At 58.8% G+C, this 24,367-nt stretch carries 23 protein-coding genes and 3 tRNA genes; 9 read left to right on the plus strand and 17 right to left on the minus strand.

What is annotated here, in order from left to right; genetic code table 11:
• Positions 1–40 precede the first annotated feature (40 nt).
• Positions 41–1,513, plus strand: a complete 1,473-nt coding sequence (locus AA105894_RS01395) for a PepSY domain-containing protein (protein ID WP_267310153.1) — start codon at positions 41–43, stop codon at positions 1,511–1,513.
• 9 nt (positions 1,514–1,522) lie between these two features.
• Positions 1,523–2,500, plus strand: a complete 978-nt coding sequence (locus tag AA105894_RS01400) for a DMT family transporter (RefSeq protein WP_267310154.1) — start codon at positions 1,523–1,525, stop codon at positions 2,498–2,500.
• Positions 2,501–2,514: 14 nt separating this feature from the next.
• Here the strand turns inward: AA105894_RS01400 and AA105894_RS01405 are convergent, their stop codons facing one another.
• The 7 genes from AA105894_RS01405 to AA105894_RS01435 all read right to left on the minus strand — a co-directional run bounded on the left by AA105894_RS01405 (position 2,515) and on the right by AA105894_RS01435 (position 7,911).
• Entirely contained in the window at positions 2,515–2,898 is a 384-nt protein-coding gene (locus AA105894_RS01405; protein WP_267310155.1) for a response regulator, read from the minus strand.
• On the minus strand, positions 2,898–4,832 hold the full coding sequence (locus tag AA105894_RS01410) for a GAF domain-containing protein (protein WP_267310156.1): 1,935 nt from the start codon (positions 4,830–4,832) through the stop codon (positions 2,898–2,900). Before AA105894_RS01410 ends, AA105894_RS01405 begins: the two co-directional genes overlap by 1 nt.
• 463 nt (positions 4,833–5,295) lie before the next feature.
• Complete coding sequence (locus tag AA105894_RS01415; protein WP_267310157.1) at positions 5,296–5,727, minus strand: hypothetical protein; 432 nt, start codon at positions 5,725–5,727, stop codon at positions 5,296–5,298.
• 1,106 nt (positions 5,728–6,833) lie between these two features.
• Positions 6,834–6,910 (minus strand) — tRNA-Arg (locus AA105894_RS01420).
• Positions 6,911–6,934: 24 nt separating this feature from the next.
• Positions 6,935–7,011, minus strand: a tRNA-Pro gene (locus tag AA105894_RS01425).
• A gap of 64 nt (positions 7,012–7,075) precedes the next feature.
• Complete coding sequence (gpt, locus tag AA105894_RS01430; RefSeq protein ID WP_188427054.1) at positions 7,076–7,558, minus strand: xanthine phosphoribosyltransferase; 483 nt, start codon at positions 7,556–7,558, stop codon at positions 7,076–7,078.
• Complete coding sequence (locus tag AA105894_RS01435) at positions 7,558–7,911, minus strand: tRNA-binding protein (RefSeq protein WP_267310158.1); 354 nt, start codon at positions 7,909–7,911, stop codon at positions 7,558–7,560. The genes gpt and AA105894_RS01435 overlap by 1 nt, the downstream gene beginning before the upstream one ends.
• 96 nt (positions 7,912–8,007) lie before the next feature.
• Between AA105894_RS01435 and AA105894_RS01440 the strand changes: the two genes are divergently transcribed.
• Positions 8,008–9,270: an MFS transporter gene (locus tag AA105894_RS01440; protein ID WP_267310159.1), complete on the plus strand. Its 1,263-nt coding sequence runs from the start codon at positions 8,008–8,010 to the stop codon at positions 9,268–9,270.
• Positions 9,271–9,289: 19 nt separating this feature from the next.
• On the opposite strand, the gene AA105894_RS01445 is transcribed toward AA105894_RS01440, so the two are convergent.
• Positions 9,290–9,365 (minus strand) — tRNA-Asn (locus AA105894_RS01445).
• A gap of 83 nt (positions 9,366–9,448) precedes the next feature.
• Here AA105894_RS01445 and AA105894_RS01450 point away from each other — a divergent pair.
• Positions 9,449–10,456, plus strand: a complete 1,008-nt coding sequence (locus AA105894_RS01450; RefSeq protein WP_267310160.1) for an ABC transporter substrate-binding protein — start codon at positions 9,449–9,451, stop codon at positions 10,454–10,456.
• Between the two features lie 58 nt (positions 10,457–10,514).
• On the opposite strand, the gene rnhA is transcribed toward AA105894_RS01450, so the two are convergent.
• Genes rnhA through ispH form a run of 3 tightly spaced genes read right to left on the minus strand, consistent with a single transcriptional unit; the run spans position 10,515 to position 13,004 of the window.
• Positions 10,515–10,991 (minus strand): ribonuclease HI, encoded by a 477-nt coding sequence (gene rnhA, locus AA105894_RS01455; protein WP_267310161.1) that lies wholly within the window; start codon positions 10,989–10,991, stop codon positions 10,515–10,517.
• Positions 10,984–11,946 carry a homoserine kinase gene (gene thrB / locus AA105894_RS01460; RefSeq protein WP_267310162.1) on the minus strand — a complete coding sequence of 321 codons (963 nt, stop codon included), beginning with the start codon at positions 11,944–11,946 and terminating at the stop codon, positions 10,984–10,986. The genes rnhA and thrB overlap by 8 nt, the downstream gene beginning before the upstream one ends.
• 44 nt (positions 11,947–11,990) lie before the next feature.
• Positions 11,991–13,004: a 4-hydroxy-3-methylbut-2-enyl diphosphate reductase gene (gene ispH / locus AA105894_RS01465; RefSeq protein ID WP_188427059.1), complete on the minus strand. Its 1,014-nt coding sequence runs from the start codon at positions 13,002–13,004 to the stop codon at positions 11,991–11,993.
• A 221-nt stretch (positions 13,005–13,225) separates the two neighbouring features.
• Here ispH and AA105894_RS01470 point away from each other — a divergent pair, with 221 nt between their 5' ends.
• The 3 genes from AA105894_RS01470 to AA105894_RS01480 all read left to right on the plus strand — a co-directional run bounded on the left by AA105894_RS01470 (position 13,226) and on the right by AA105894_RS01480 (position 17,578).
• Positions 13,226–13,792, plus strand: coding sequence for a hypothetical protein (locus tag AA105894_RS01470; protein ID WP_267310163.1), 567 nt, complete (start codon positions 13,226–13,228; stop codon positions 13,790–13,792).
• Between the two features lie 94 nt (positions 13,793–13,886).
• Entirely contained in the window at positions 13,887–15,587 is a 1,701-nt protein-coding gene (locus tag AA105894_RS01475) for an alginate export family protein (protein ID WP_267310164.1), read from the plus strand.
• A 50-nt stretch (positions 15,588–15,637) separates the two neighbouring features.
• Complete coding sequence (locus tag AA105894_RS01480) at positions 15,638–17,578, plus strand: OPT family oligopeptide transporter (protein WP_267310165.1); 1,941 nt, start codon at positions 15,638–15,640, stop codon at positions 17,576–17,578.
• Between the two features lie 153 nt (positions 17,579–17,731).
• On the opposite strand, the gene AA105894_RS01485 is transcribed toward AA105894_RS01480, so the two are convergent.
• From AA105894_RS01485 to AA105894_RS01495, 3 genes are all read right to left on the minus strand, one after another.
• Complete coding sequence (locus AA105894_RS01485) at positions 17,732–18,208, minus strand: hypothetical protein (RefSeq protein WP_267310166.1); 477 nt, start codon at positions 18,206–18,208, stop codon at positions 17,732–17,734.
• A 654-nt stretch (positions 18,209–18,862) separates the two neighbouring features.
• Entirely contained in the window at positions 18,863–19,402 is a 540-nt protein-coding gene (locus AA105894_RS01490; protein WP_267310167.1) for a cob(I)yrinic acid a,c-diamide adenosyltransferase, read from the minus strand.
• A gap of 10 nt (positions 19,403–19,412) precedes the next feature.
• Positions 19,413–19,970, minus strand: a complete 558-nt coding sequence (locus AA105894_RS01495; protein WP_267310168.1) for a DUF4142 domain-containing protein — start codon at positions 19,968–19,970, stop codon at positions 19,413–19,415.
• Between the two features lie 91 nt (positions 19,971–20,061).
• On the opposite strand from AA105894_RS01495, the gene AA105894_RS01500 reads away from it, so the two are divergent.
• Positions 20,062–20,448, plus strand: coding sequence for a DUF423 domain-containing protein (locus AA105894_RS01500; protein WP_267310169.1), 387 nt, complete (start codon positions 20,062–20,064; stop codon positions 20,446–20,448).
• Here AA105894_RS01500 and AA105894_RS01505 read toward each other — a convergent pair.
• Entirely contained in the window at positions 20,421–20,732 is a 312-nt protein-coding gene (locus AA105894_RS01505) for a hypothetical protein (RefSeq protein WP_267310170.1), read from the minus strand. The genes AA105894_RS01500 and AA105894_RS01505 overlap by 28 nt on opposite strands.
• Before the next feature lie 112 nt (positions 20,733–20,844).
• On the opposite strand from AA105894_RS01505, the gene AA105894_RS01510 reads away from it, so the two are divergent.
• Positions 20,845–21,393 carry a thioredoxin family protein gene (locus tag AA105894_RS01510; RefSeq protein WP_229719859.1) on the plus strand — a complete coding sequence of 183 codons (549 nt, stop codon included), beginning with the start codon at positions 20,845–20,847 and terminating at the stop codon, positions 21,391–21,393.
• Between the two features lie 41 nt (positions 21,394–21,434).
• Here the strand turns inward: AA105894_RS01510 and AA105894_RS01515 are convergent, their stop codons facing one another.
• Entirely contained in the window at positions 21,435–23,117 is a 1,683-nt protein-coding gene (locus AA105894_RS01515) for a M3 family oligoendopeptidase (RefSeq protein WP_267310171.1), read from the minus strand.
• Between the two features lie 36 nt (positions 23,118–23,153).
• Positions 23,154–24,359 carry a pyridoxal phosphate-dependent aminotransferase gene (locus AA105894_RS01520; RefSeq protein ID WP_267310172.1) on the minus strand — a complete coding sequence of 402 codons (1,206 nt, stop codon included), beginning with the start codon at positions 24,357–24,359 and terminating at the stop codon, positions 23,154–23,156.
• Positions 24,360–24,367 lie beyond the last annotated feature (8 nt).

A 24,367-nucleotide genomic window follows, 5' to 3' on the forward strand; every position in this document is an offset into this window, starting at 1 on the left:
GTTCTGAGCTGCGTCCCGACTGCGCCCCTCTGGCCTCGCCATGCTCAACGCGCAGGTGAAAACCGCTCTGCGCAAAAAAACAATCCGAGCCGTTTTCCTGCTTCATCGATGGCTTGGCATTACGCTTGGGCTGATGATGTGCGTCTGGTGCCTCTCCGGCTTTGTGATGCTCTGGAAAGCGTGGCCGCAGCCCGACGAGACACGCGTAAATCTGGCGCATGAGCGCATTCAGATCGATACGGCCACTATTCTGCCACCACTGGCAAAATCCTCTCGATCGTTCAGAATCCTGATGGTTGGATCGATCCCTGTCCTGCAGGTAGCCTCTGAAACAGGATCTTCCAAAAGCTTCGACCTCCGCACCGGGCAGGACCTCTTTCTCTCGCCGCAGGCCCTTGCCGGCGTGGCGGCAGACTATGCTGATCTGCCTCGTGACTCGGCACGGTTCGAGGGCCTGCGCGACCACGACCAATGGATACTTAACACGCGGAACCACCGATCGGGATTTTACCGCTACGCCCTCAATGACCCGGAAAAGACCCTCGTCTATCTCTCGCCCGCGACAGGCGATGTGGTTCAGGCGACGACACGCGCAACCCGCTTCTGGTCATGGGTCGGGGCCATACCGCACTGGCTCTATCCGTCTCTCCTCAAGCGCCATCAAAGCCTCTGGGCAGACACTCTGATTGTCCTCTCAGGCGCTGGCATATTCCTCACCATCATGGGGCTCTGGATCGGCTGGCAACGCCTCGGTGCGGGGCGACGTCTTTCCCCTTACAGGGGTATCCATCGGCTACACCATATTGCCGGGCTGTGTTTTGGCCTCATGCTGCTTTCCTGGATCACGACCGGTTTTCTGAGCATGAACCCGGCCGGATTATTCAAGCCCGACCCTGCGCCGGGCTGGGTAAATCGCCTCAACAGGCCCGTTACGTCATCCGAGCTTCAGACCCTTGTTTCGACGCTAGGAGCACACCCCGAGGCACGGTTCCGTAGCGTCACACTTGGCGCCTGGGGCGATACAGCTTTTCTTGCAGTCGTCGATGATGAGGGGAAATATCGGACACTTAACCAAAGCCTGTCGCCTGTTTCCCTGACAGTAGAAACCCTGAGGCCGGGTCTGAGCAGAGCGGACATCGCCACGACCATAGCCGTGCTCGATCACGACGATTCCTATTATTTCTCCACCCGTCACCTCAAACGAACTTTTCCCGTAATGCGCGTAACAGGTGCAGATGGGACGCGGCTCTATCTCGATATGCGCAATGGAGCGCAGCTGCGGGTTGTGGAAGCCGGTGCCAGAGAGACGCGATGGTTTATCTATGGGGCGCATGATCTCGATTTCTTCCGTTGGCTACGTACGCCCCTCGCCCGGCTGCTGATCATTCTGCCCCTCCTGCTGGGCGTCAGCGCGATCTGCCTCGCCGGGTTCTGTCTGGGTGTCGCCCGCCTTCGTATCACAACCACTCGCGGCCTTCGGCGCAGGCGAGACAGGTCGCGTGCCTCAAGCTAGAAGGACAGCATGAGCCGCAGCACAAATCCCCCTCAGAAAAACCTTCCACTCGGCGTGTTATGCGGCGCTGGCGCCGGAGCCTTGTGGGGGCTGGTCTTTCTGGCACCCGAACTCGCGCGCGACTTTCCGCCGCTTGACCTCGCAGCTGGTCGCTATCTGGCCTATGGGCTCATTGCACTTGGCCTGATCGGCGCCCGACTGCCTGTTCTGTGCCGCAGTCTGCACAGGCGCGACTGGTATGGGCTCTTCTGGCTCTCGTTTTTCGGTAACAGCTTTTATTACGTCATGCTCTCGATGGCGGTGCAGAAAGGCGGCATCGCGCTGACCTCACTCGTGATTGGGTTCATGCCCGTTGCGGTGACGATCATCGGCAGCCGCGACAAGGATGCGCCGCCTTTTCTGAAACTGGCCCCCTCGCTGTTCTTCTGCATGATCGGCGCGTTTTGCATCGGCTGGCAGGCCCTGTTCCCCGCTGGTCAGACCGCGAACATGGGGGCGAGCAGCCTTGCCGGTCTGCTCTGCGCCTGTGCTGCGTTGGCCTCCTGGACGGGATTCGCCGTAGGAAACAGCCGCGCTCTGGCCCGGCTCGATCATGTGTCGAGCCATGAATGGAATCTGCTGACCGGGCTCGTCACCGGCGCCCAGGCCTTGGTGATGCTGCCGCTGGCCCTTTTATTTGACCCGACTACCCACGCCCTGTCCGCCTGGGGGCGTTTCGCCACGGTCTCGATCGGTGTCGCCGTTATCGCATCGCTTTGCGGCAATGCCTTGTGGAACCGCATGAGCCGCCTGCTGCCGCTCACGCTGACAGGGCAGATGATCCTGTTCGAAACGCTTTTTGCGCTGCTCTACGGGTTTGTATGGGACCAGCGTCTGCCCCGCCCGCTTGAGATTGCCTCGTTCCTGTTCATCGTGGCCAGCGTGCTGTGCTGCGTGGCGGCCCATCGCAAGCCCGCCATGAAGCCGGTGGATAACACGCTCTCCTGATGGCGATGTGACGTTCAGGAAAAGAGCGAAAGCGCCTCTTTGACACGCTGCTCGTTAAGGGGCTTGGGCAGGAAGATGGAGCGCGCCGGTATGGTCGCAAGCTGTGGAATACCCCGCCCACTGGTCACGATGATCTCGATAGGGGGCCAGCGATCACGGACGAGCGCTGCCAGGCGTAGACCATCCATCGAGCCGGGCATGTCGACATCGGCAAGAACGATGCGGATATCTGGACGGCTCTCGAGAATGATCAGGGCCTGATCGGCGTCAGACGCTTCGGCCACCGTATAACCAGCCTCTTCAAGCAGATCCATGAGGCTCATACGCTGCAACGGCTCGTCTTCAACCACCAGAACGGTCGGTGCCTGTTGCGGCGTGTAGTCCAGTGAATGCGCCATTACGTCCTCATGATCTTTTCTGCGTCGGCCCGGAAGCTGGCCGACAGACCTTCCTGTTCATAGCGCAGGGAAACGCCTCCCGTTCCAATCAGACCGAAGGATATTAAACGCGCGCCAAAGCCGCCCTTTGTCGGCTCACTGACGGGTGGGCCGCCCTGTTCCTGCCAGAACAGCACCAGATCGTTCCCCGCCTGTGAGGCCTCGACCTGCCACGAAATCACCACCTGCCCTTCAGGCACAGAGAGTGCTCCGTGCTTGCAGGCATTTGTCGTCATTTCATGAACGAGCAATGCCGTGGACATAGCGGCCCGTGACCCAAGGCGCATGACTGGCCCCGAGATCTGGCAGCGCTCGAACACGGAGGCATCTCTCAGAATGTTGGCGATGAGATCGCCCAGAACTGCGGCGCGCTGCTCATCGCAATGAAGCAGGTCATGCGCGCGCCCAAGCGACTGAAGCCTCTCATAGAAACGGCTGGCTTCCTCTTTGGAAAGCGCGTCGCGCAGGGTCATGCGCGCGACCGCCTGCACCATGGCCAATGTGTTGCGTAGCCGATGGGCGATTTCACCATTGATCATGTTCTGAAGCTCGTCCGCACGCCTGCGTGCGATGGCGAGTTCAAGACGATCAGCAGCGTTATGCAGCCAGTGGATTTCCTCACTGGTCCAGTCGTGAGGCATGCAGAAATGCACCAGCATGAGCGCGACATTGCGCCCATCCTCCCGCACCGGCACGTTGATGACACCACGCGCCTTCAATGCGAGCCAGCCCGTGCTGTCATCGCGTGTTCGCTCATCGGTCAGGATATCGGTAATGACGAGCGCCTCGCCGGCAAGCAGCGTTTCACGCAGGCGCCCGTAATCATCAAAACGATAAAGCCCCTTGATGGGCGGCATTCCAGGCAACGCCCAGCCTTCGGCAACGGTAATGGTCTCTATATCATGATCGAGTTCGCCATAAGTCGCCCGGTCGGCACAGAGGGCCTTGCCGATTATGGTCATGGCCTGGCTGATCATGGTTGCGATATCGCGCTCATCATGCAGCACATCGCCCAGGGCAATCAGCCCGTCCTGCCGGTTCCGCGCAGCAATCTGGCTAGTGACATCCTTGAACGTCGCTGAAAAATAATCCTGCCCGACCGGATAAAACGTGCCTTCATACCAGCGGCCGGTCGCCTTGACGCGTTGGACGAATGAGACGGGCTGTTCCGTTTCCAGTGCTTTCGCCGCCAAAGCAATCCAGTCAGATTCGATAAAAGGAAAAAGCGCTGCATAGGTAGCGCCAATGACTGCATCTGCCGGGATGCCGACATGGCGCTCCCACGCGGGATTGACCTCGAGATAGGCCCAATCGCGCAAACAGCCGGTTTCATCACGCAGCGCCTGGGCAAGAAAATATCCTTCATCCATGGCCTGGATGAGGCTGCGCCAGCGTTTGCGTGTTGCACCAAGTGCTGTGCTCCGTCTGCGCAGTTCAAGCAGATCGACCACGAGGGAAGATAGTTTTGTCAGCGCTTCACGCTGGCCTGGGAGAAGACCGCCAGGGCGGGGCACGTCGTCAATAACGGCCAATGCCCCTACAGTCCCAAGGGGGGTGCGCAGCGGCACTCCGGCATAAAAACGAATTTCGGGCGGCTCATTGACAAGCGGATTTTGCGCCGTTCGCGGATCAGCTGTCAGATCCTCTATCTCGATCAGGCAATCCTCATCGACCACAAAGCGACAGATTGAGCTTTCCAGCCCCGTCTGGCACAGCGAGGTACCGATACGGGCCTTGAACCATTGCCTATCCTTGTCGATCAGACTCACGACCGCAATTTTCGTCGTGCATATCTGGGCTGCGAGGGCGACGAGATCGTCATAACCACGCTCGGGCAGCGTATCAAAAATCTCATAGGCTTCGATACCGAGCACAGGAGTCGTCTTATCGACCATGCGTAAATCCAGGCGACATTTCGGCTCCAACGCATGACCGGCTATCCCGGCTTTGTCCTGCCTTCTCTCCTACGACGTCTCTGTTCGTTCCAGAAGCGCAAATAAAACGGTCGCTCCCAAAAAAGCTGTCCCGGTGGCGTGGAAGAAGGGGATCGGTGCGCCCTTTCTCAGCCCCTCAATGCGTCTCATCAAAATTGTCTGCATCGGGTCGTCGTCAGGGCGCGATTTACACGCAGGCAGAGAATACAGTTGGGAGTCCTCGGGTATCGCCACACTTTCAATATCTGGGCGGAAACATCGCCAAGTGTCTCCCCTCCTCCCATCAGGAGGGGGGAGACGAAGTTTCCTTCGATTGCCACTCCCATATCGAGCAGCAATCGACGAGCAGGTGTTGGTAGTGTCGATAGGGAGCAGAAAATATTTCTTACGCCGCGTGAACGACACCTCACAGACTGCCCTTCCGCTAAAGATCCCCAAGCCGGGTCGGTATTCCTCCATTATTGAACCATCCTTGCGTGATGCCTGCCGGATCGGTGGGCAGTCCTCTCAGCCATGCATCCATCGCTGCGTCGGCCAGAGGGAGCGACGACGTGTCGGGTGCTGGCGGCAGAGAAACCGGAACAAGAGCCGTCCGGGCTGAGACGAGAATACTGGCCTCGACCTGCTGAGTGTTGCCGTGGCTCGTCAGGGCGCAGACCGTAACCACACAAGGTCCAGGGCTTTTCCAGCGAAGCCACGCCGTCGCGATTGTGCCGAACAGATTGGTCCAGCCCAGATCAGCCGCGTTACCTGCATCGAACTCGAAAGAGACGATATATTCGCCTGGTGCAAGAATACCGTCGAAATCGATACTGTAATCTCCTCCGCCCTTGAGGGCAGAGGGAGGCCAGACCAATGCAGCTCTGCCGGAAGGGCAAGCCCCTCCAATCGCCCCATTGGATGGGCAAAGAATATTGACGCTCGGTCGCCATGCCATAGCTATTTCTCCAAAAAAAAACCAGATGATGCGATGTATATGATATACTTTTCTATTTGATATTATTATTGTATTTAGTTCGTTTAATAACCTCAATAAAATCATTAATTATATAACTATTTTACATTACATAAATATTTGAACAAACAGGAAGTAACGCGAAATTATCCGTACTCACCACGCGACCTATTTTGCGATGCCATCAGACGAGAAGGCCAACTGAAATAGCGCGCTTATCACAGCAGACTTTACGCTTAGTGAAAAACTCTCTGCCGTTCAATCTTGAATAATATCCATTCTTATAGCACAGATTGAGAATTATTTCTATTCCAGTAATATAGTTAATACACGCAAACGAATATACAGGCGATGAGCCCCCACGTCGCTCACCCCTTCGCGCACTTGCCCTATTGCTGATCAACGCATGGCATTATCACTCGAACGAAAGCTGAGATCCCTCTGCGAGACGCTTTGAGACACATTTTACTGCAATATCTGCTCGATTTTCCCGTATCGATACCGGTATCGATAGTTACTTCTGAAAAGCATCTTCCCGCGCATTACCGGGCACAGGCTAGACCTCGAATAGGCCATCCCTCTCGCGGCTCTCAACGACGAACCTAATATCACCCATCATTTCCTGGACGATAAGCCGTATCTTCCAGCAGCAGATCAACGCGGCCTTCCCCAAGGACAAACATCCGACAGGTAAGCTGCCTCAATCTGCCAAGCGGAGGCAGGTCGAAACAGATGCTAAGGCGCCGCAGAGCGATACGGTATCCCGACGCCAGGACGTAAACTAAGGGTGCATTATCGGAAGAAAATAACCAGGCCGCATCAGGGTCGCGATTTAAGGCACGAAGATCCGGATGAAGTGTCAAACGCAAGAACAGGCAAAAATTACGTCAATCGTAGCTGGACTCAAGAGACTGCCCTTTAGACTCTCAGACGACCGCCCGTGACGCTCACACACAGGCATTGCAGTTTTCATCTTCAGGGAGGGGGAGCCAGAAATATGGAGAGATTGGCGCGCCCTGCTGGATTCGAACCAGCGACCCACAGCTTAGAAGGCTGTTGCTCTATCCAACTGAGCTAAGGGCGCGTATCGCCATACCCTTGGTGGTGGTGGTCGGGGCGCCCGGAATCGAACCGGGGGCCTCTTGTACCCAAAACAAGCGCGCTACCAGGCTGCGCCACGCCCCGAACGCGCGGACCCTACCGCAACTCGCGGCAGGGTGAAAGATGCGGTTTTAAAAAAAGTGAAGAATTATCCGAGGTTACGCGCCAGAGGCGGCACGAAGAGCGGTGCGGTGTCCCAGGGGAACAGCACCCAAGTGTCCTGAGCCACTTCCATCACGTACTGATCCGTGTGCGGCTTGCCGTTGGGCTTGGCGTAAAGACAGGCGAAATGCGCCTTGGGCAGCACATCGCGCACAACCTTGGCCGTCTCACCCGAATCAACCAGATCATCGATCACGAGAAAGCCTTCGCCATCACCGGCAGCGATCGGCGCCTTGACCACGCGCGGCTCTTTCTGGTCCTGCGCGCTCTCGCCTGAATAGCTGATGACCGAGATCGATTCGACAAGGCGGCAATCAAGTTCACGGGCGATGATCGCAGCCGGAATGAGACCGCCGCGGGTCACGGCAACAATGCCCTTGAACTCGCCACGCGCCATCAGGGCCGAGGCAAGGGTACGCGCATCGCGATGCAGTTGGTCCCAGGTGACGGTTGCGTAGTTGGTAGCCATCAGAACAGTTTTCCTCCATCTGGCACCCGGCGATCCGGGCAGATCAGAACCATGTCGCCGGAGCGATCGGGCATGCCAAGCGCCAGAACTTGATTGACAGAAGCGTTGTGCAGCTGCGGATTAACCACAGCACAAACTTGCCTGCCAACCAGCTGCGACGCCTCATAACGCTTCACCAGCGTCATTGTGGCGCGGCGGACACCCAGAAGTGCGCCGAAATCGATCCAGAGCATCATTTTATCGCCCTCTTCCCGCGCGGAGGCGACTGTGCCGACACGGATATCGGGCTGCACCGGGTCGACTGAAAAGGCTGAAGCCCTCGATTCGGCAGGAAGATCATTTTCTGGGGTCATCGGCGGAACCTGCCCGCACAGCCTCTGAAATGCAATCGACTCCACTAGGCTGCACGCTGGCTCTGCCTTGCGCCCTCTGCTTATAGTGAAGGCGCCATGCCAGACCCCCATACGCTCCAAGAGCCCGCCCCCGCGCCAAACGATGCCCTGAGTGCCATCGTCGGCCTGCGCCCCTTTCTTGCCGGGCGCACACTCTCCGCCCTTTCAGCCCAGGTTCTCGCCGTTGCGGTAGCATGGCAGACCTACGCACTGACCCACAGCGTGGCAGCCCTCGGGCTGATCGGCCTGGCGCAGTTCCTGCCCATGCTGGCCCTGGTCTTTATTTCAGGCCACGTGGCCGATCGCTATAATCGCAAACGCATCGTCCAGATCTGTCAGGTGATCGAGATCATCGGCGCCTTTGCCATGGCACTGCTCACCTATACTGGCCAGTTGGCCCCCTGGGCGCTTTATGTGCTTGTTGCCTGTTTTGGCGCGCTCCGGTCCTTCGAAGGGCCTTGCCAGCAGACCTTTCTGCCTTCCATCGCCACCCCCGCCCAGTTTCCCAAGGCTGCTGCGCTCTCGGCGTCGCTGTTTCAGACGGCCTCGATCATCGGCCCGTCACTCGGAGGCCTGCTTTACGGGCTCGGCGCCGATTTCTGCTATCTCACCTGTGCGATCGGCTTTTCCATCGCCCTCCTGTCGACATCGCTGCTGAAGCTGCGCCCCTATGCGGGAAGCCGCTCTCCCATGAGCCTCGAATCGCTCTTTGGCGGCATTGCCTTCCTGCGTCGCCGTCGTGACCTTCTGGGCGCAATCTCACTTGATCTGTTTGCGGTGCTTCTGGGCGGCGCTACCGCCATGCTGCCGGTCTATGCCGATGATATCCTGCATCTGGGCCCTATCGGCCTTGGCATTCTGAGAGCCTCTCCCGCCATCGGGGCGCTGCTCGGCTCCCTCGTTCTGGCGCGCTATCCGCTCAAGAGCCATGCCGGGCCGATCATGTTCGCGTCGGTAGGCATTTTCGGCATCGCCACCATCGTCTTCGGCGTGTCGCACTCCCTCACCCTCTCGGTGCTGTCTCTCGCCGTTCTGGGGGCTGCTGACGTGGTGAGCGTGGTCGTGCGCGGCGCCCTGACACAGCTGGCCACGCCGGATGGCATGCGCGGCCGTGTTTCAGCCGTGAACATGCTGTTCATTGGCTCGAGCAATCAGCTGGGGGAATTCGAGAGCGGCATGCTGGCCACTGCAATCGGAACCGAGGCGGCCGTCGTGGCAGGCGGCATCGGTACACTGATCGTCGCAGGTCTCTGGATCAGGATGTTCCCGCGCCTATGGACGCTGGATCGTCTCGATACGATCAGACCGGATGAAACATGAATTTTGAAAGGAAAATGCCTGGCTCCCGAAGTAGGACTCGAACCTACGACCCAGCGATTAACAGTCGCTTGCTCTACCAACTGAGCTATTCGGGACCGGCGAGGCACTATCTAGCGAAAGCTTTTCCTGGGGTAAACCCCCCTTTGTCATTTTTTTTGCATATGGAGATTTTCTTCTGATGGCAGCGCCTTCCCGTCGTCTTCTTCTCATGGGTGCAGGGGGCGTTATTCTGGCTACAGCCTTGCAAACGCATAGCTTCTTCCATCGTCACAGGCCCGTTCAGACCGATGGCAAAAAGCGCCATATTCGCCTTGCCTGGCCCGAACCCGATTATGATCCTCTGCTCTGGCTGTGCCAGCAGGGCATTTTCGGGCGCTATAATCTGACGGTCGATCTGGTGGAAACGCCGGGCGGCAACAGCGCGATCGACGCCGTTGTGAACAATCGCGCCGACGCGGCTCTGAGCCCCCTGCTCGACTGGCTGCCTGCCCTTTATCAGGATGAAGAAAATGAATTGCCTGCACGACTCGCCTGCGGTGTGCGCGGCGGCAGTTACCGTCTGCTCGTCAGACGTGCGCTCAACCTGCACAAGGTCGGCAATCTGGCAGGCAGAAAGATCGGCGTCGTAAGCCTCGAAGGGGCAGATCGCCGATTCGTCAGCATCCAGCTGCGGCGCCGTGGTCTGCATCCAACCGATTCGGTGCAGTGGGTCGCGATACCTGCCGATGACATGGCCGATGCCCTGCGTGCAGGAGACCTCGATGCGGTTGCCGTGCACGACCCGAGTGGCTGGCGAATCCTCCAGCAGACGAAAGGCGTCAGCTGGAACATGCTCGACAGCATGACGGGCGCCGAGCGTGAACGAATCGATCTCACTCTGGGAATCGCCACAAAGGCTATGGCGCAGGACCCAGGTCTCGCCGCGGCACTCACAGCCGCTCTGCAGGACGCCCAAAACGAATTTCCGGCCCATCGCGACGAGCTGGCGCGTTTATGGAAAAAAGATTCTGACGCGCCAGAGGAAGCCAAAGGCATGCTTGATCGTGAAATAGCGAGCCATGTCGTCACGGGGCACCCCTTCAGGGTGCAGGTCGAGCAATATGTCGACGAACTCAAACTGATCGGCCTGATGCCTGACGCCGACAAGACGACCGATATCGCCCATCGAATCTGCCTCGAAGTCTGACGCCCCAGGACAAACGGGGGGGGGCGGCACCTGACAGCTCTCCCCCGTCAGGAGAGTATCAGCCGCGCTCCATCAATTCGCGGGCAGCTGTGGCGATCTGATCGACCCGTTCGTTGTTCACATTGCCACTATGGCCGCGCACCCAGAGCCACTCGACCTTGTGGCGCTTTTCCGCCGCCAGAATACGCTGCCAGAGATCGAGGTTTTTCACAGGATCGCCCGCCGCATTACGCCAGTTGCGACGCACCCAGCCCGTATGCCAGCGCGTGATACCGTTGCGCAGATACTCGCTGTCCGTGTGAAGCGTGACCTTGCAGGGGCGCTTGAGTGCTTCCAGTGCTTCGGCCGCAGCCGTCAGCTCCATGCGGTTATTGGTGGTTTCCGGCTCGCCACCGGAAAGCTCGCGCTCATGTCCCATGGAACAGAGTAGTGCGCCCCAGCCACCCGGCCCCGGATTGGGCTTGCACCCACCATCGGTCCAGATTTCGACGAAAGGCGCATCATCGGGCAAAGGAGCCCTGACCTCTTCAGACATGCAGAAGACCCTTCGCGTCGTCACGCCACACTGTCAGGCGATGATGATAGGCCAGCGGGTCCTTGCGGGTCACAATGGCGTCTCTCGGGGTGTTCACCCAGTCATAGAGCCGCGTCAGAAGGAAGCGGATGGCTGCCCCCTGCACCAGTACGGGAAGCGCTGCCTTTTCATCAGGGCTCAGCGGCCGCACTGACTGATACCCGCCCATCAGACCGGCCATGAGCGCTGCCGAAGGGGTCGCCTCATCCGGAAAACACCAGGCGTTCAAGCAGATCGCGAGATCATAGGCCAAGAGGTCGGTGCAGGCGAAATAGAAATCGATCAGCCCTGAGACGTCGCCTTCCTGAAAGAAGACATTATCCGGAAACAGATCCGCGTGAATCTGCCCGGCCGGAAGCGTGCCTTCCCGGGGCCAGTCACGCAGTACAGCTGCAATCGCCTCGTCCAGTTCCTGCGTCAGACCGGGGCGTAGCGTGTCTCCTGCACCTTTGCAGGAATCCAGAAGGGGCTTCCAGGCTTCCGGCCCGAGAGCATTCCTGCGTGTCGCTCTGAAACCCTCCCCCAGAAGATGGAAGCGCGCCAGAGACTGCCCCAGACTGAAACAGGCCGACGGGGTGATGGCCGCAATCGGCCGACCCGGCAGAAAGGTCGTGATGGCGGCAGGCTTGTCCATGAGGCTGCGCAGCGCCACCCCGTCACGAGCAATGACGGGGGTGGGGCATTTCAGCCCCCGGCTGGAAAGATGCTGCATAAGCCCCAGAAACCAGGGCAGTTCCTCGGCGCGCACACGCTTTTCGTAAAGCGTCAGAATAGCGCGCCCTGCCTCGGTTTCGAGCAGGTAGTTGGTATTCTCGACACCCTCGGCAATACCGTCGATCTGAACGAGCGGACCAAGATCATAATCCGCCAGAAAGGCCTCGAGCCTCTCCGGCGGAATGGTTGTATAGACCGCCATGATATCAGACGGAAAAAAGAGGGTTCATGATGCTTGCGCAGCCCTCAGACAGGCTCGCCGAGCGGGCTCGGCAGACGGAAGGCCACGTTTTCCTTCTTCACGATGCGCTCTTCGATCTGCAGCTTGTACCGCGTCGAAAGGGCATCGACCATTTCCTGCACCAGCGACTCAGGCGCTGAGGCCCCCGCCGTGATACCGACAGTGCCGACCCCTTCGAGAACGCTCCAGTCGAGCGCCGCCAGCTTGGGCACGAGAAGCGCACGCTTGGCACCCGAACGCTCTGCCACTTCGCGCAGACGCTGCGAGTTTGACGAATTCGGCGAACCGATCACGATCACCAGATCGCTCTCCGGCGCGATGGCCTTCACTGCTTCCTGACGATTGGTCGTGGCGTAGCAGATATCTTCCTTCTTCGGCCCTTCGATCAGCGGGAAACGCTCACGAAGGATCGCAACGATCTCGGAGGTATCATCCACCGAAAGCGTGGTCTGGGTGATGAACGCCAGACGGGACGGATCGGCAGGCTGCACCGTGCGGGCTTCTTCGGCATCGTTGATAAGCGTCACGGCGCCGTTCGGAAGCTGGCCCATCGTACCAACGACCTCGGGATGGCCAGCATGACCGATCATCAGGATATGACGCGCATCGGGGCCGCCACCGGCAAAATGACGCTCGGCTTCACGATGGACCTTCGATACCAGCGGGCATGTCGCATCCAGATAAAGCAGATTGCGGCGCTGGGCTTCGGCAGGCACCGATTTTGGCACGCCATGCGCGGAGAAGACGACATGGCCATCGGCGGGAACCTCATCGAGCTCCTCGACGAAAATCGCGCCCTGCTCTTCGAGATTCTCGACAACGGTACGGTTGTGCACGATCTCATGACGGACATAGACGGGCGCGCCATAGCGGCGCAGGGCTTCTTCCACCACGCGGATGGCCCGATCAACGCCAGCGCAAAAGCCACGCGGCCCGGCCAGAAGAACACGAAGCGTTTGCGCTTCAGATCCCTGTTCCGAGGACGCTTGCGGGCGTGAAGTGGTCAAGGTGTCGGGCATGGTGTTCCCCAATCTCACGGCAGGCGGTATATGCGAACAAGCCCCATGGCAGCACGCATGACGAATGATGCAACGCTTCGCGATATGGGCTCGCATATGGGAGCTACGCAACCCGTTGCCAGTATGCAAGCCCGTCATTGCACGATCATTCGGCTTCGTGTCGCCTTCTTACCATACCGGACTCGGTTTCCGCACCGGTGAATAGACGAAGAGCCTTGTCCATGACCCTATCCGCTCGCCCGCTCCTGCCTCTCATCGCCCTGATCGGTTCGTCTGTCGCCCTGACGGGCTGCAACCAGGATGACCAGAGCGCTTTCGCCCCCACCTGCCCGCCGGTCGAGATTCTCAGCCAGGCCGCCGATTTCTACCAGTATGACGGCCATGGCCTCGATGCAGGCAGCCTCGTGACCCATGCCGGCATGAGCGGCCTGACCGGCAATTGTGAAGCCGGCCCAAAAAAAAGCGTTCGTTCGCGCCTGAGCCTTGCTGTGGTCGTCGAGCGTGGCCCGGCCTCGGATGGCAAGGATATCGTGCTGCCCTATTTCGTAGCGGTGCTGCGTGACGGCAAGATTCTGGAAAAGAAGGAATTCGACATCCCCGTATCTTTCGCTGGCAACCAGTCGACGGTCTCGCTGCGCACGCCCGTGCGAATCATCGACGTTCCGGCGTCGCCCGATCTGCAGCAGACCAATTACACCCTGAAGGTCGGCTTCCAGCTCACGCATGAGCAGCTCGACTACAATCAGACCCATCTCCGCCCGGCCAAATTCACCGCACACACCAACTGATCCACGACTGACGTTCGTGTTTTTATAAAAACACGTTGTTTTTTGTTTATACGCTGATATTCTGGAGAACTATCTTTCTCCGGAACGTTCCGCAATGCGCATTCGTCACGCCCTGCCTGCTCTCCTCCTGCTTGCAGGCGTGGCTCCCTGTGCCGTTCAGGCAGCAAGTATGCAGGGCAGCGCCAGCGCAGACCCTGATTCGCCTGCCACGACGCCCCGCAAGCTCGTCGATCCGACAGCGACCGATGAGCATCTGACGGTCAACGGTACACAGCGCCCGGAAATCCAGAACTATCCTCATGCCGGCCCGGTCGGTCAGCCTCGCCGCGTCACGCCTTTGCAGAACAAGGCCCCTCACGGCACACAGGGAGACTGGGGCGTTTTTACGAGAGGCAACGGTGAATCTGCCGGTTTTGGCCCCATCGGACGCTACGGCGTTGCCCCCTGGGCTGAAGACTGGTCCTTTCTGCGGGACAAGAAGCGCCATGACGATCTTTTCGATCCTCTGAAATTCATCCCGCTGACGCGTAATGGCTCCTGGTGGCTGACTTTTTCCGGTGAGACACGTCTGCGCAACTGGTCGGAAGAGGCACCTTTTCTCGGTACGCGTGGCACTCCCGGCTCGGGACGTTTCGCCGTGCGCAACCTCTACGGTGCCGATCTGCATCTGGGCGAACATGTCAGGTTTTTCGGCCAGCTTGTGAATGGCGATGCTGCAGGCTGGGGGGGCTATGGCTACAACACCACCTTCCGCAAGCGGCTCGATCTGCAGCAGGGCTTCGTCGAATTGCGGACCAGACTCGCGAAAGCCAAAACCGGCCTGATCATCGGGCGCCAGCAGTTTCTCGATGCGCCTTCCTACATTCTCTACAACCGCGAAACCCCCAACGTGCCGCTCGCGTGGAATGGTGTGCGCGGCTATGCCATCTGGCCGCGTCTGCGCGCCGATGTGTACGATTTTGTCGGCACGAACATAACCTTCAACAAGATGTTCCATGACCGCGTCGACTGGGGCACACGCCTGCACGGAATTGATGTCACCTGGGCGCCCCCGTCTTTTGCGCTTGGTTCAGAGCGCATTTCGTCCTTTCTCGACCTGTTCCTGATTGCCTTTAGAGTGGGCGGCAGTTCCGCCGCCCTGCCCTATAACAAGACGACACTCAGCGGGACCACAGCCCGTCAGAATTACGGCTTTCGCTGGTATGGCGGCGCCCCGTCATTCGAATTCTCCGTGGGCGGACTTTATCAGGGCGGCAGCTTCGAGCTGAACCGCACAGGGCAGAACCGCGATGTCTCGGCTTATGCTTTCAACGCCATTGCGGGCTATCGTCACACCCCTTCGCCGCTTCACCCGTTCATAGGGCTCCAGGCCGACCTCTATTCAGGGGGCTCATCGCAACGCAACAGCGGCACGATCGGCACCTATATCGCGCCATTCAATCCGCAGACCAACTATCTCGATACCACCACCTATATTGCCCCCAGCAATCTCGTCAGCCTGTCTCCCGTTATCCGGCTGACGCCGCGCAACTGGCTCAGCCTTCAGTTCAAGAGCCCGCTTTTCTGGCGTGCCTCGACAAATGATGCCGTCTACGGTCCTTCCGGCGCCTATGCCTTCACCAACCTGCGTGGCGGCTTTGTCGGTATCGTGCCCCAGGCCTCTCTCACTCTTCAGCTCAACCGCCATCTCACATGGACGCAATACGGCGCGCGCTTCATAGGCTCGGACGGGTTGCGCGCCGCAGGCGGCAAGAGCGGGAGCTATTACCAGTCGAACTTCGTCTTCCGTTTCTAGGCGCTTCGTCGTAGGAGCTGTTCCTTACGTTATCGAGACAGAGAGACAGCATGACTGCGGCGACACGGGAACTGACCATTCGAGGACTTGTTCTCGGCGCCCTGATCACGATCATCTTTACCGCGTCCAATGTCTATCTTGGCCTGAAGATCGGTCTCACCTTTGCCTCGTCCATCCCTGCGACCGTCATTTCCATGGCGGTGCTGCGGGCACTCGGTGGCAGCACCATTCTCGAAAACAACCTTGTCCAGACACAGGCCTCGGCAGCGGGTACGCTCAGCTGTGTATTTGCCACCATACCTGGCCTGGTCATGATCGGGTTCTGGAGCGGTTTTCCCTATTGGGAGAGCTTTTTCATCACCCTGCTCGGTGGCGCCACAGGTGTGCTGTTCACCATTCCCCTCAGACGCGCCCTCGTTACCCATAGCGCCCTGCCCTATCCAGAGGGCGTTGCCTGCGCCGAGATCCTTCGCGTGGCGTCGCCAGAAGGCAATCAACAGGCACTCAAGGCCCTTATCCGGGGCAGTCTGATTGCAGCAGGCCTGACGTTTCTCAGCACCGGCGTCAGAATCGTCAAGGATGGCTGGAGCGCCACCTTCTCGTTTGGCCCCTCGGTCTTTCGTCTTCAGGGCGCCTATTCGCTGGCTCTGATCGGCACAGGTTATCTCGTGGGGCTCGGCGGCGGTCTCGCCATGCTGGCAGGTGTCGTCATCGGCTGGGGCGTTGGCGTGCCCTGGCTCAGCGCGGTTGTCACGCATCCCGCCGGGGTTTCAGCGACTGAATTCGCTACAGGGCTATGGGTTCACAAGATCCGATTCATGGGCGCAGGCACCATCGCTGTTGCGGCATGCTGGACAGTCTTTTCACTGATGGGGCCGGTTCTGCGCGGCTTGCGCGAGGCGTTTTCGCAGACCCATCGTGCCAGCCTGGACGAGACAGATCGTGATCTGCCGCCGCTCGTCATGAACCTGCTGCTTGGGGCTCTTATTCTGGGGCTTGGGGCGCTTTTCACACTCTTCCTGTGGCCGATCACGACGCATGATTTCTATCTTGTCGTCATGCTGGGCCTCGGGCTGGCTGCCTGTCTCTTCATCGGTTTTCTGGTCGCGAGTGCCTGCGGCTATATGGCGGGCATCATCGGCTCATCGTCATCGCCAATTTCGGGCATCTCGATCATCAGCGTCGTCGCGCTCTGCCTTGCGCTGCTCGGGCTGGAAGCCCTGCATCTCGTGCCGGATGCCCTCTCGGCCCATGACCAGCATAGCGCCATTGCCTATGTTCTTTTCGTCCTGACGGCGCTTACCGGTTCGGCCGCCATCTCAAACGACAATCTGCAGGATCTGAAAACCGGACAACTCGTCGGTGCCTCGCCCTGGAAGCAGGAAGTCGTGCTTCTCATAGGGTGCGTCGTCGGTGCGCTCGTCATTCCGCCCGTGCTGAATGTTCTTTATCAGGCCTATGGTTTCGGCGGTACGTTGCCTCGCCCCGACATGGACCCGTCACGCGCCCTTGCCGCGCCGCAGCCTGCCCTGATGGCCGATATTGCCCGAGGCATCCTGCTGCGCAATCTCGACTGGACCATGATCCTGATCGGCGCTGCGATAGGTGTCGTCCTGATCATCATCGATCGTCTGCTGAAAATCCGAAATCTCGCCATGCCACCTCTGGCGGTTGGCATGGGCATCTACCTTCCTGCCGATGTTTCGGTCACCATCGCCATCGGCGCTATCATTGCCTTCTTTTTTAACCGCGCACCGCATGCCGCCTCTCACAGCGATGACAGCACCGGCACCATGGTGGCGTCCGGCTTCATCGTCGGCGAAAGCCTGATTGGCGTGGTCATTGCCGTGTTGAGCGGTATGAGCGGCCATACGGACCTGCTGACGATCCCTGTCGGCCAGAGCTTTCAGGGTCTGACCGGCATTGCCCTCTTCGCCCTCTGCCTGATCTGGTTTGCACGCACGCTTCACAAGGCCAGTCGCCCCGTGTGAGGTGCCAGACTACCTGGCCAGGCGCAGGTTGGGGTTGAAGGCCAACATGCCATGGCGGACCCCAGACAAAAAAAACGACCGGGACAAACTCCCGGTCGCTTCATTTTCCATTCCAACGGGCCCTTTGACTTAAAAGGCGACCCATCAAAAATCTCAGTCTTTCCACCAGCGAACAGGTTCGGGCTCACCGGCCATTGCAGGCACTTCCCGAACGCGCGGTGGGCGCCCCCTGCCTCTTTTGACAACAGGCTCTGCAGTCTCATCGGCAGGACCTGCCGGTTCGACATGACGCTTCTGGCTCTCTTCGCGCAGCATGGAGAGCTGAACCTGAGCTTCAAGCAGCGCCTGCTCGGCTTCTGCACATTTCGTCTTCAGTTCGGTGACATGCAGCTTTTCATGCACGAGATGTGTCTCGAGCGTACGCAACTGAACCTGCATATCGCCAAGATCGCGCTGTGCATCTTCTGCACGACGCTGCTCAATCTTCAGAAGATTACGCAGACGTGTGATTTCCTCGCTGTGGTCGTCGGACTGGACCGGCGAGGAACGCAGAGCGGCACGCGACACCTGATGGTGTTCGACGACAACCTGACCTTCCTGAACAAAGCGACGACGACGCTGGTCGGGCACTATCTTCTTGTGTGCCTGCTGAGCTGGTCTCTTGTTGCTTCTGTTACCGAGGCGCTCAAGTGCAAGACGAAGCGAATCTTCGCTGAGCTCTGCCTCCTGATTTACTTCCTTGTTAAAAAAATCTGAGTCGATACTCACTTTATTTCATCCGATTTGAGGAGATCATATGCATTTCAGGCATTAATTCAGGATACCGCAGCCAAACTGACATACGCTTGATTTCTGAGCTGCGGCCTAACGTCTTGCGGCTCGCTCCTAAACGAATTCTCTACCTGTGTCACCCGATAGGAAAAGTGTAGATTGTAATTTACGCCGAGGCGTTACTTAAAATTACATAGAAAATACAGCATAAAAATCGAGTAAATCCCTGTTTTATGCTTCCCAAGAAATGATACCACCTACCAATATATAGTTTAGGGTCAAAACAAAGAATAGAGCGTCACATTTTGACAAGAAACGAGAAGGTAGCTTCCCCACGTCCGATTTCTTGAATATCACAAAAACTTGTAGCGATACAGTGTTCGTTTCGTTTCCATTGCTTTATATCGACCGAAAGAACGCTCTCCGCGTGGTCCATATATCGCACACCAGTCACCCTCGGCAGAACGACCGCCGCTCAGACCGTTCTCGGGGTGCAATCAGCCATTGCGTGCCTCACCCGACCCCGCGCTGCCAGAGAATGTCTGTCTTTCCGTCCTGGTTCATGTGACGGGCAAGCACGAAGAAGTAATCGCTCAACCGGTTCAGAAACATGACGCCTGAAGCCAGACGCGGCTGATCGAGTGCTACAACGCGCCTCTCGCTACGACGGGCGACGACCCGTGCCATATGCGCCCAGCTTGCCCCCACTGATCCACCGGGAAGGACAAAGCTGGTGAGGGGCTGCTGACTCTCACGCAGGGCAATGATCTCGGCATCCAGCCAGATGACTCCCCTGGCCACAAGCTCCCCATCGTCTTCGCGTTCCGGGATGCAGAGGATAGCGCCCAGATCGAAAAGCAGGTTCTGGATACGCGCCAGCTCGTCTCGACCGGGACAATGCAGCCTTACAAGCCCCACAACCGCGTTGAGCTCATCGACACAGCCCATCGCCTCGATCAGGGGAGCATCCTTGCGGATGCGCGCACCATCACCGAGGGAGGTCATGCCCTGGTCACCACCGCGGGTAACAATCCTGTCCAGACGAACGCTCACGATCTGTCCCTCAACGCGCGGCTTTATGCGTCTTGCGCACGGCGAGTTTGGGCATCCAGCTATAGGCTGACGAGATCGCCTGCTCGTCGAGTTTCTGAAGCCCCGTCGCTGCGCTCTTGAGATCGCTATCCTTCGTGCCTGCTGCCGAAGCAATAGCCGTTTGGTTCGCCTGCGATTCGTCACGCAGCGCCGTCACATAGGCCTTGTCAAAAGCCGGTCCATGCAGATGCGAGACACGGTCTATCGTCGCCTGATCATTGGCCAGAGGTGTCTCTGTCAGGGTGAGATCATGCTTGCTCGCCAGCGTTGCCAGCGTCTTGCGGTGCGCCTCGTAATTCTTCTGGGTGGTCTGGGCGAGATCCTTCACCTCGGTGGCCCGCGCATGGTCCACCGCAAGCTTGCTCAGCGCGATCTGGGTCAGGTCATGCTCATTTGCCTGCTGCAGAAACGCCGCATCTGCTGTCGAGAAAGGGGGCGCCTTGTCCGGCAAGGGCGGCAGACGGGGATAACCCGGTGTGCACGCGCATAGTGGCAGGGCTGCCAATCCGATCCAGAGACCAGCTTTCATGATAACGACCTTTACTTTTTACTCTGCGAGGACTGGCATAGAATGCCAGCAGCCTTGTTCTGAACCCTCAAGAGACGAAAGTGTTCCGCCCATGCCTGTCTGGCAACGTGTGATTTTTTGTTTTTGCGGCATTTTCGGTTGCCTTGCCGTCATGCTGGCAGCGCTTGGGGCGCATCTGCCCGATCAGGCATTCATAACGGGCGGAAGACCCATGCTGTCACGCGGGGTCGAGATGCTGATGTGGCATGTGCTCGCCCTGCTCGGCCTCGGCGTGAGCGGCATTGCCGCTCTGCGCTGGGTCGCCCTGCCCATGGCAGCAGGTACGGTGCTCTTCACCCTGCCTGTCGTCTCACTGGCGCTGAAGGGGCCCAATGTCGCGTTACTGGCCCCGTTCGGCGGCACCCTGACCATGCTCGCATGGCTGAGCCTGGCCGTACTGGCCTGTTTCGCTCACCGCTTCAGACGCAGCATGACATAGGTCAGCGCCGTCTGGACCCCAAGCGCAACAATGAAGCAGCAAAGCATGATCCCGATCAGGATGAGCTGCTCGCGCCCCAGACTGGTATCAATACCGAACAGGGAATAGAGCCTCTGCCATGCACTCGTTCCCGCCACCCATTGCACGCCATGGGACAGGAACGGCACGAACCGGATCAGAAGCGCGAGCACAAGTGTCAGGCCAACAAGCCCTATGGTGCGGACAAGGGTCGTGGTGATGGAGACTTCACCTGCAGCCCCGCCGACATCGTTATGTTCTTTCATCACAGGTCCCTTGCGCTCTTGTATTCCCCGGCGAGACAAAACATTTCATACTCTGGCGGATTTTCAACCACCCTGCCCTCAAACCTTTTTTAAGCTTCGAAAGGCCTGCATCGTGCTGAAACGCAAATTTGGCGTCATGACCTCCCTCGCCCTCGGCCTCTCCGCCCTTGCTCCTGCAACGCTCCCCTGTGCCAGCAGCACGGCATTTGCCGAAGATGGTCCGCCAGCCCCGCCAAAGATCGACAGCTCGGTGCAGATCACGCCGGCGAAGGATGTCTATCCCGATATCGCCCTCGCGAAGACCCAGGTCGAAGAAGCCTTTGCCACCGCAGCGCGCACGAAGCGCAAGGTACTGATCGATTTCGGCGGCAACTGGTGCCCCGATTGCCGCATGCTGGCTGGACTTTTCAATCAGCCGGAAGTCGCACAATGGCTCGAATCCCAGTTTGTGGTCGTGCCGGTCAATGTCGGACGCATCGACAAGAATCTCGATATCGCCCAGCGTTTCGGCGTCACAATCCATGAAGTACCGACCGTGCTGATCGTCACGCCGGGCCGCAAGCTGCTCAATGCTGATGGCGCCAACACGCTCGGCAATGCCCGCGCGATGTCGTCGCAATCGGTGCTCGACCTGCTCGACAAATGGAACCGCCGCGGCTGATCCCGCTTCTCCCCTCCCTTAGACGAGGGAGGGGAAATCCGTCACATCATGAGCATCTGCTCGGCTTCATCGACGATTTCGGCCAGAGCATCATCCTCAAAGGGCACGGTCAGCCCGGCATTGCGCACCAGGCTGCAGAACGCCTGACTTCCTCCGGCTTCGCATAGCCCACGATAGAGTTCAAGCGCCCGTGGCGCATCGACCTGAGCAATCAGCCAGATCTGCAGCGCCACACAGAGCGCCAGCGTATAATCGATATAATAGAAGGGCGAGTTATAGATATGGCGTTGGGCCTGCCAGCGGCCTCCCTTGGCCGGATAGGCCAGATCGCCCCAGTCACGCCAGGGCAGATACTGCTTTTCAAGGCGCTGCCATGTCGCATGACGCTCTTCAGGGCTCATGCCGGGCTTTGCATAAATCTCGTGCTGGAAATGATCAACGCAGGCCCCGTAAGGCAGAAAGCTCAAACTCTCGATCAGATGCAGTCGACGATACCGCTCACCGGCCCCCTCTTCCACCAGCAGATCAATCTCCGGCCAGGTGAGGAATTCAAGACCCATGGAATGGATCTCTGCCCCTTCCATTGTAGGCCAGAGCATGTCGATCATGGGCAGACCGCGGCTTTTCCAGTTCTGGAAGGCGTGACCCATTTCATGAGTGAACACGCCGATATCGCCGTGAGTCCCGTTGAAATTGGCAAAGATGAACGGTGTGCCCTGTGTCGAGAATGACGTGCAGAAACCACCGCCCGCCTTGCCCGCACGGTTTTTCAGATCGAGATAGTTTTTCTCGACCATCTCCGTAAAGAACGCGGCCATCTCGCCGCTCTCATCAAGACGCGTAAACATCTCTCTGGCGCGCGCAATCATCAGATCGTAATCGCCAGCGGGGCCAGGATTACCCCTCGGATCGACCAGTGCCTCGTCCCAGGCCTTGAGGCTGTCCCACCCCATCTCGAGCTGACGGCGCTGCAGAAGCGCCTGAACCAGAGGGGTGACATGGCTCGCGATACGCTCACGGAAGCGCGCGACATCCTGCGCATTGTAGTCGGTACGACGCATACGACGATAACCGAGATCGATATAGGAATCGAAACCGAGCGTATGGGCCATGCCGGTACGCAGCCTTACCAGATCGTCAAAAATACGATCGAGCTGTTCGCCATTCGCCTCGTAGAACCCCCAGCGTGCAGCCTCAGCCTCATGACGCGTGGCCCGATCGGAATCCTGCTGGAACGGCTCCAGACCGGAGAGGTTATGACGTTCTCCCCTGAAGGCAATCTCTCCCGAGGCAAGGAGTGCCGTGTATTCAGCGCAGAGGCGCGCCTCTTCCGCCAGCATGGCCTCGATACGCACGTCGAATGTCGTGATATCGGCGTCCCAAAGCGCCAGAACATGGGCGCCCAGATGCGTTTGGGCGTCCTCGCGACGGGCAAGAACACGCTTCTTGATCTGCGTTTCGAGATTGGTGGCGTAGGGCGTCAGGCTATCGGCATAGTCCCGGGCGGCGACGTAATTGGCGTTGCGCGTATCCTGTGAAAAGCGCAGTTCGACCAAAGCCGACCAGGATTCATAGGCGCGACGCTGCGCGTCGAAAAGCGCCAGTCCTGTTGCCAGATCATCATTATCCAGCGCAGCGCCGATTGCCTCATAGGCCTGATCGAGCGTCTCACGCGTGGGTGTGGGAAAATCCAGAGTATCGAATGCGGGAAAGGATGTGATCATGCGCCCATGGTCGCATCCTCACCCGGCTTCGTCCAGTCAGGCGAGCGTCAGAAGGAACCGCTCAAGCCTCGTACAGGCTTCAATCAGCAGCGCGTCAGACGCCGCAACAGACAGGCGTATATGGCCCGTCTGGCCGAAGGCGCTTCCCGGCACGACACTCACATGCGCCTCTTCGAGCAGGGCTTCGGCAAAGGCAACATCATCGACGATCACCCGACCGGCAGCACTCTTCCGGCCCAATGCGCCAGCAATACCGGGAAAGGCATAAAATGCCCCTTCAGGCATGGCGCAGGTGACATGCGGCATGGAACGGAGCCTGGCCACCACGAGATCGCGACGCGCCTGATAGACATCGCGCATGGCGTCGCGTCCGGCAGCCGGGGTTGCCAACGCGGCGACCGCACCGGCCTGGGCAAGAGTACAGATACCCGATGTCGCATTGCTCTGGATGCTGGTCATGGCCTTGATCAGCGGCGCCGGACCACCGCAGAAACCCACGCGCCAGCCTGTCATGGCATAGGCCTTGGCCATGCCGTTTATGGTCAGGATACGGTCCTTGAGATCGGGCGCCACACAGGCAAGCGAGGCATGGGTTTTGCCGTCGAATGTGAGATGCTCGTAGATCTCGTCTGCCATGACCAGAACATGCGGCGCATCACGCAATACGTCAGCGATAGCCTCGAGGTCATCGCGCTCCAGAATGGCGCCACTCGGGTTATTCGGAAAATTGAGCACCAGCCAGCGCGTGCGCGGGGTGATGGCGTCTCGCAGCGCTTCTGCCTTCAGCCGGAACCTGTCTTCCTCGTGACAGATCACAGAGACCGGCACTCCCCCCATCATCTGGGCGATGATCGGATAGCTGACCCAGTAGGGCGCTGGTACGATCACCTCATCACCCGGATCAATAGTGGCCGCAAACGCATTATAGATCAGCTGCTTGCCACCATTGCCGATCAGTATTTCTTCCGGCGCATAATGCAGGCCGTTTTCATCAAGAAATTTCTTCGCGACAGCCGCCTTGAGGGCGGGCTGGCCACCCACGGGCGGATATTTGGTATCGCCGCGAAGACCGGCCTGATAGGCCGCCTCGACCGCCTCGGGCGGTGAAGGGAAATCCGGCTCACCCAGAGCCAGGGAAATTACATCGACACCCTGCGCCTTGAGCGCCCTTGCTTTCGCCGACATGGCAATCGTTGCGGGCTGCGGCAGCCCCTGAAGACGCTGTGCCAGACGAAAGCTCATGGTCGGTT

Origin of the sequence: Asaia spathodeae NBRC 105894 (assembly GCF_025994195.1) — a bacterium.
Taxonomy (GTDB): Bacteria; Pseudomonadota; Alphaproteobacteria; order Acetobacterales; family Acetobacteraceae; genus Asaia; species Asaia siamensis.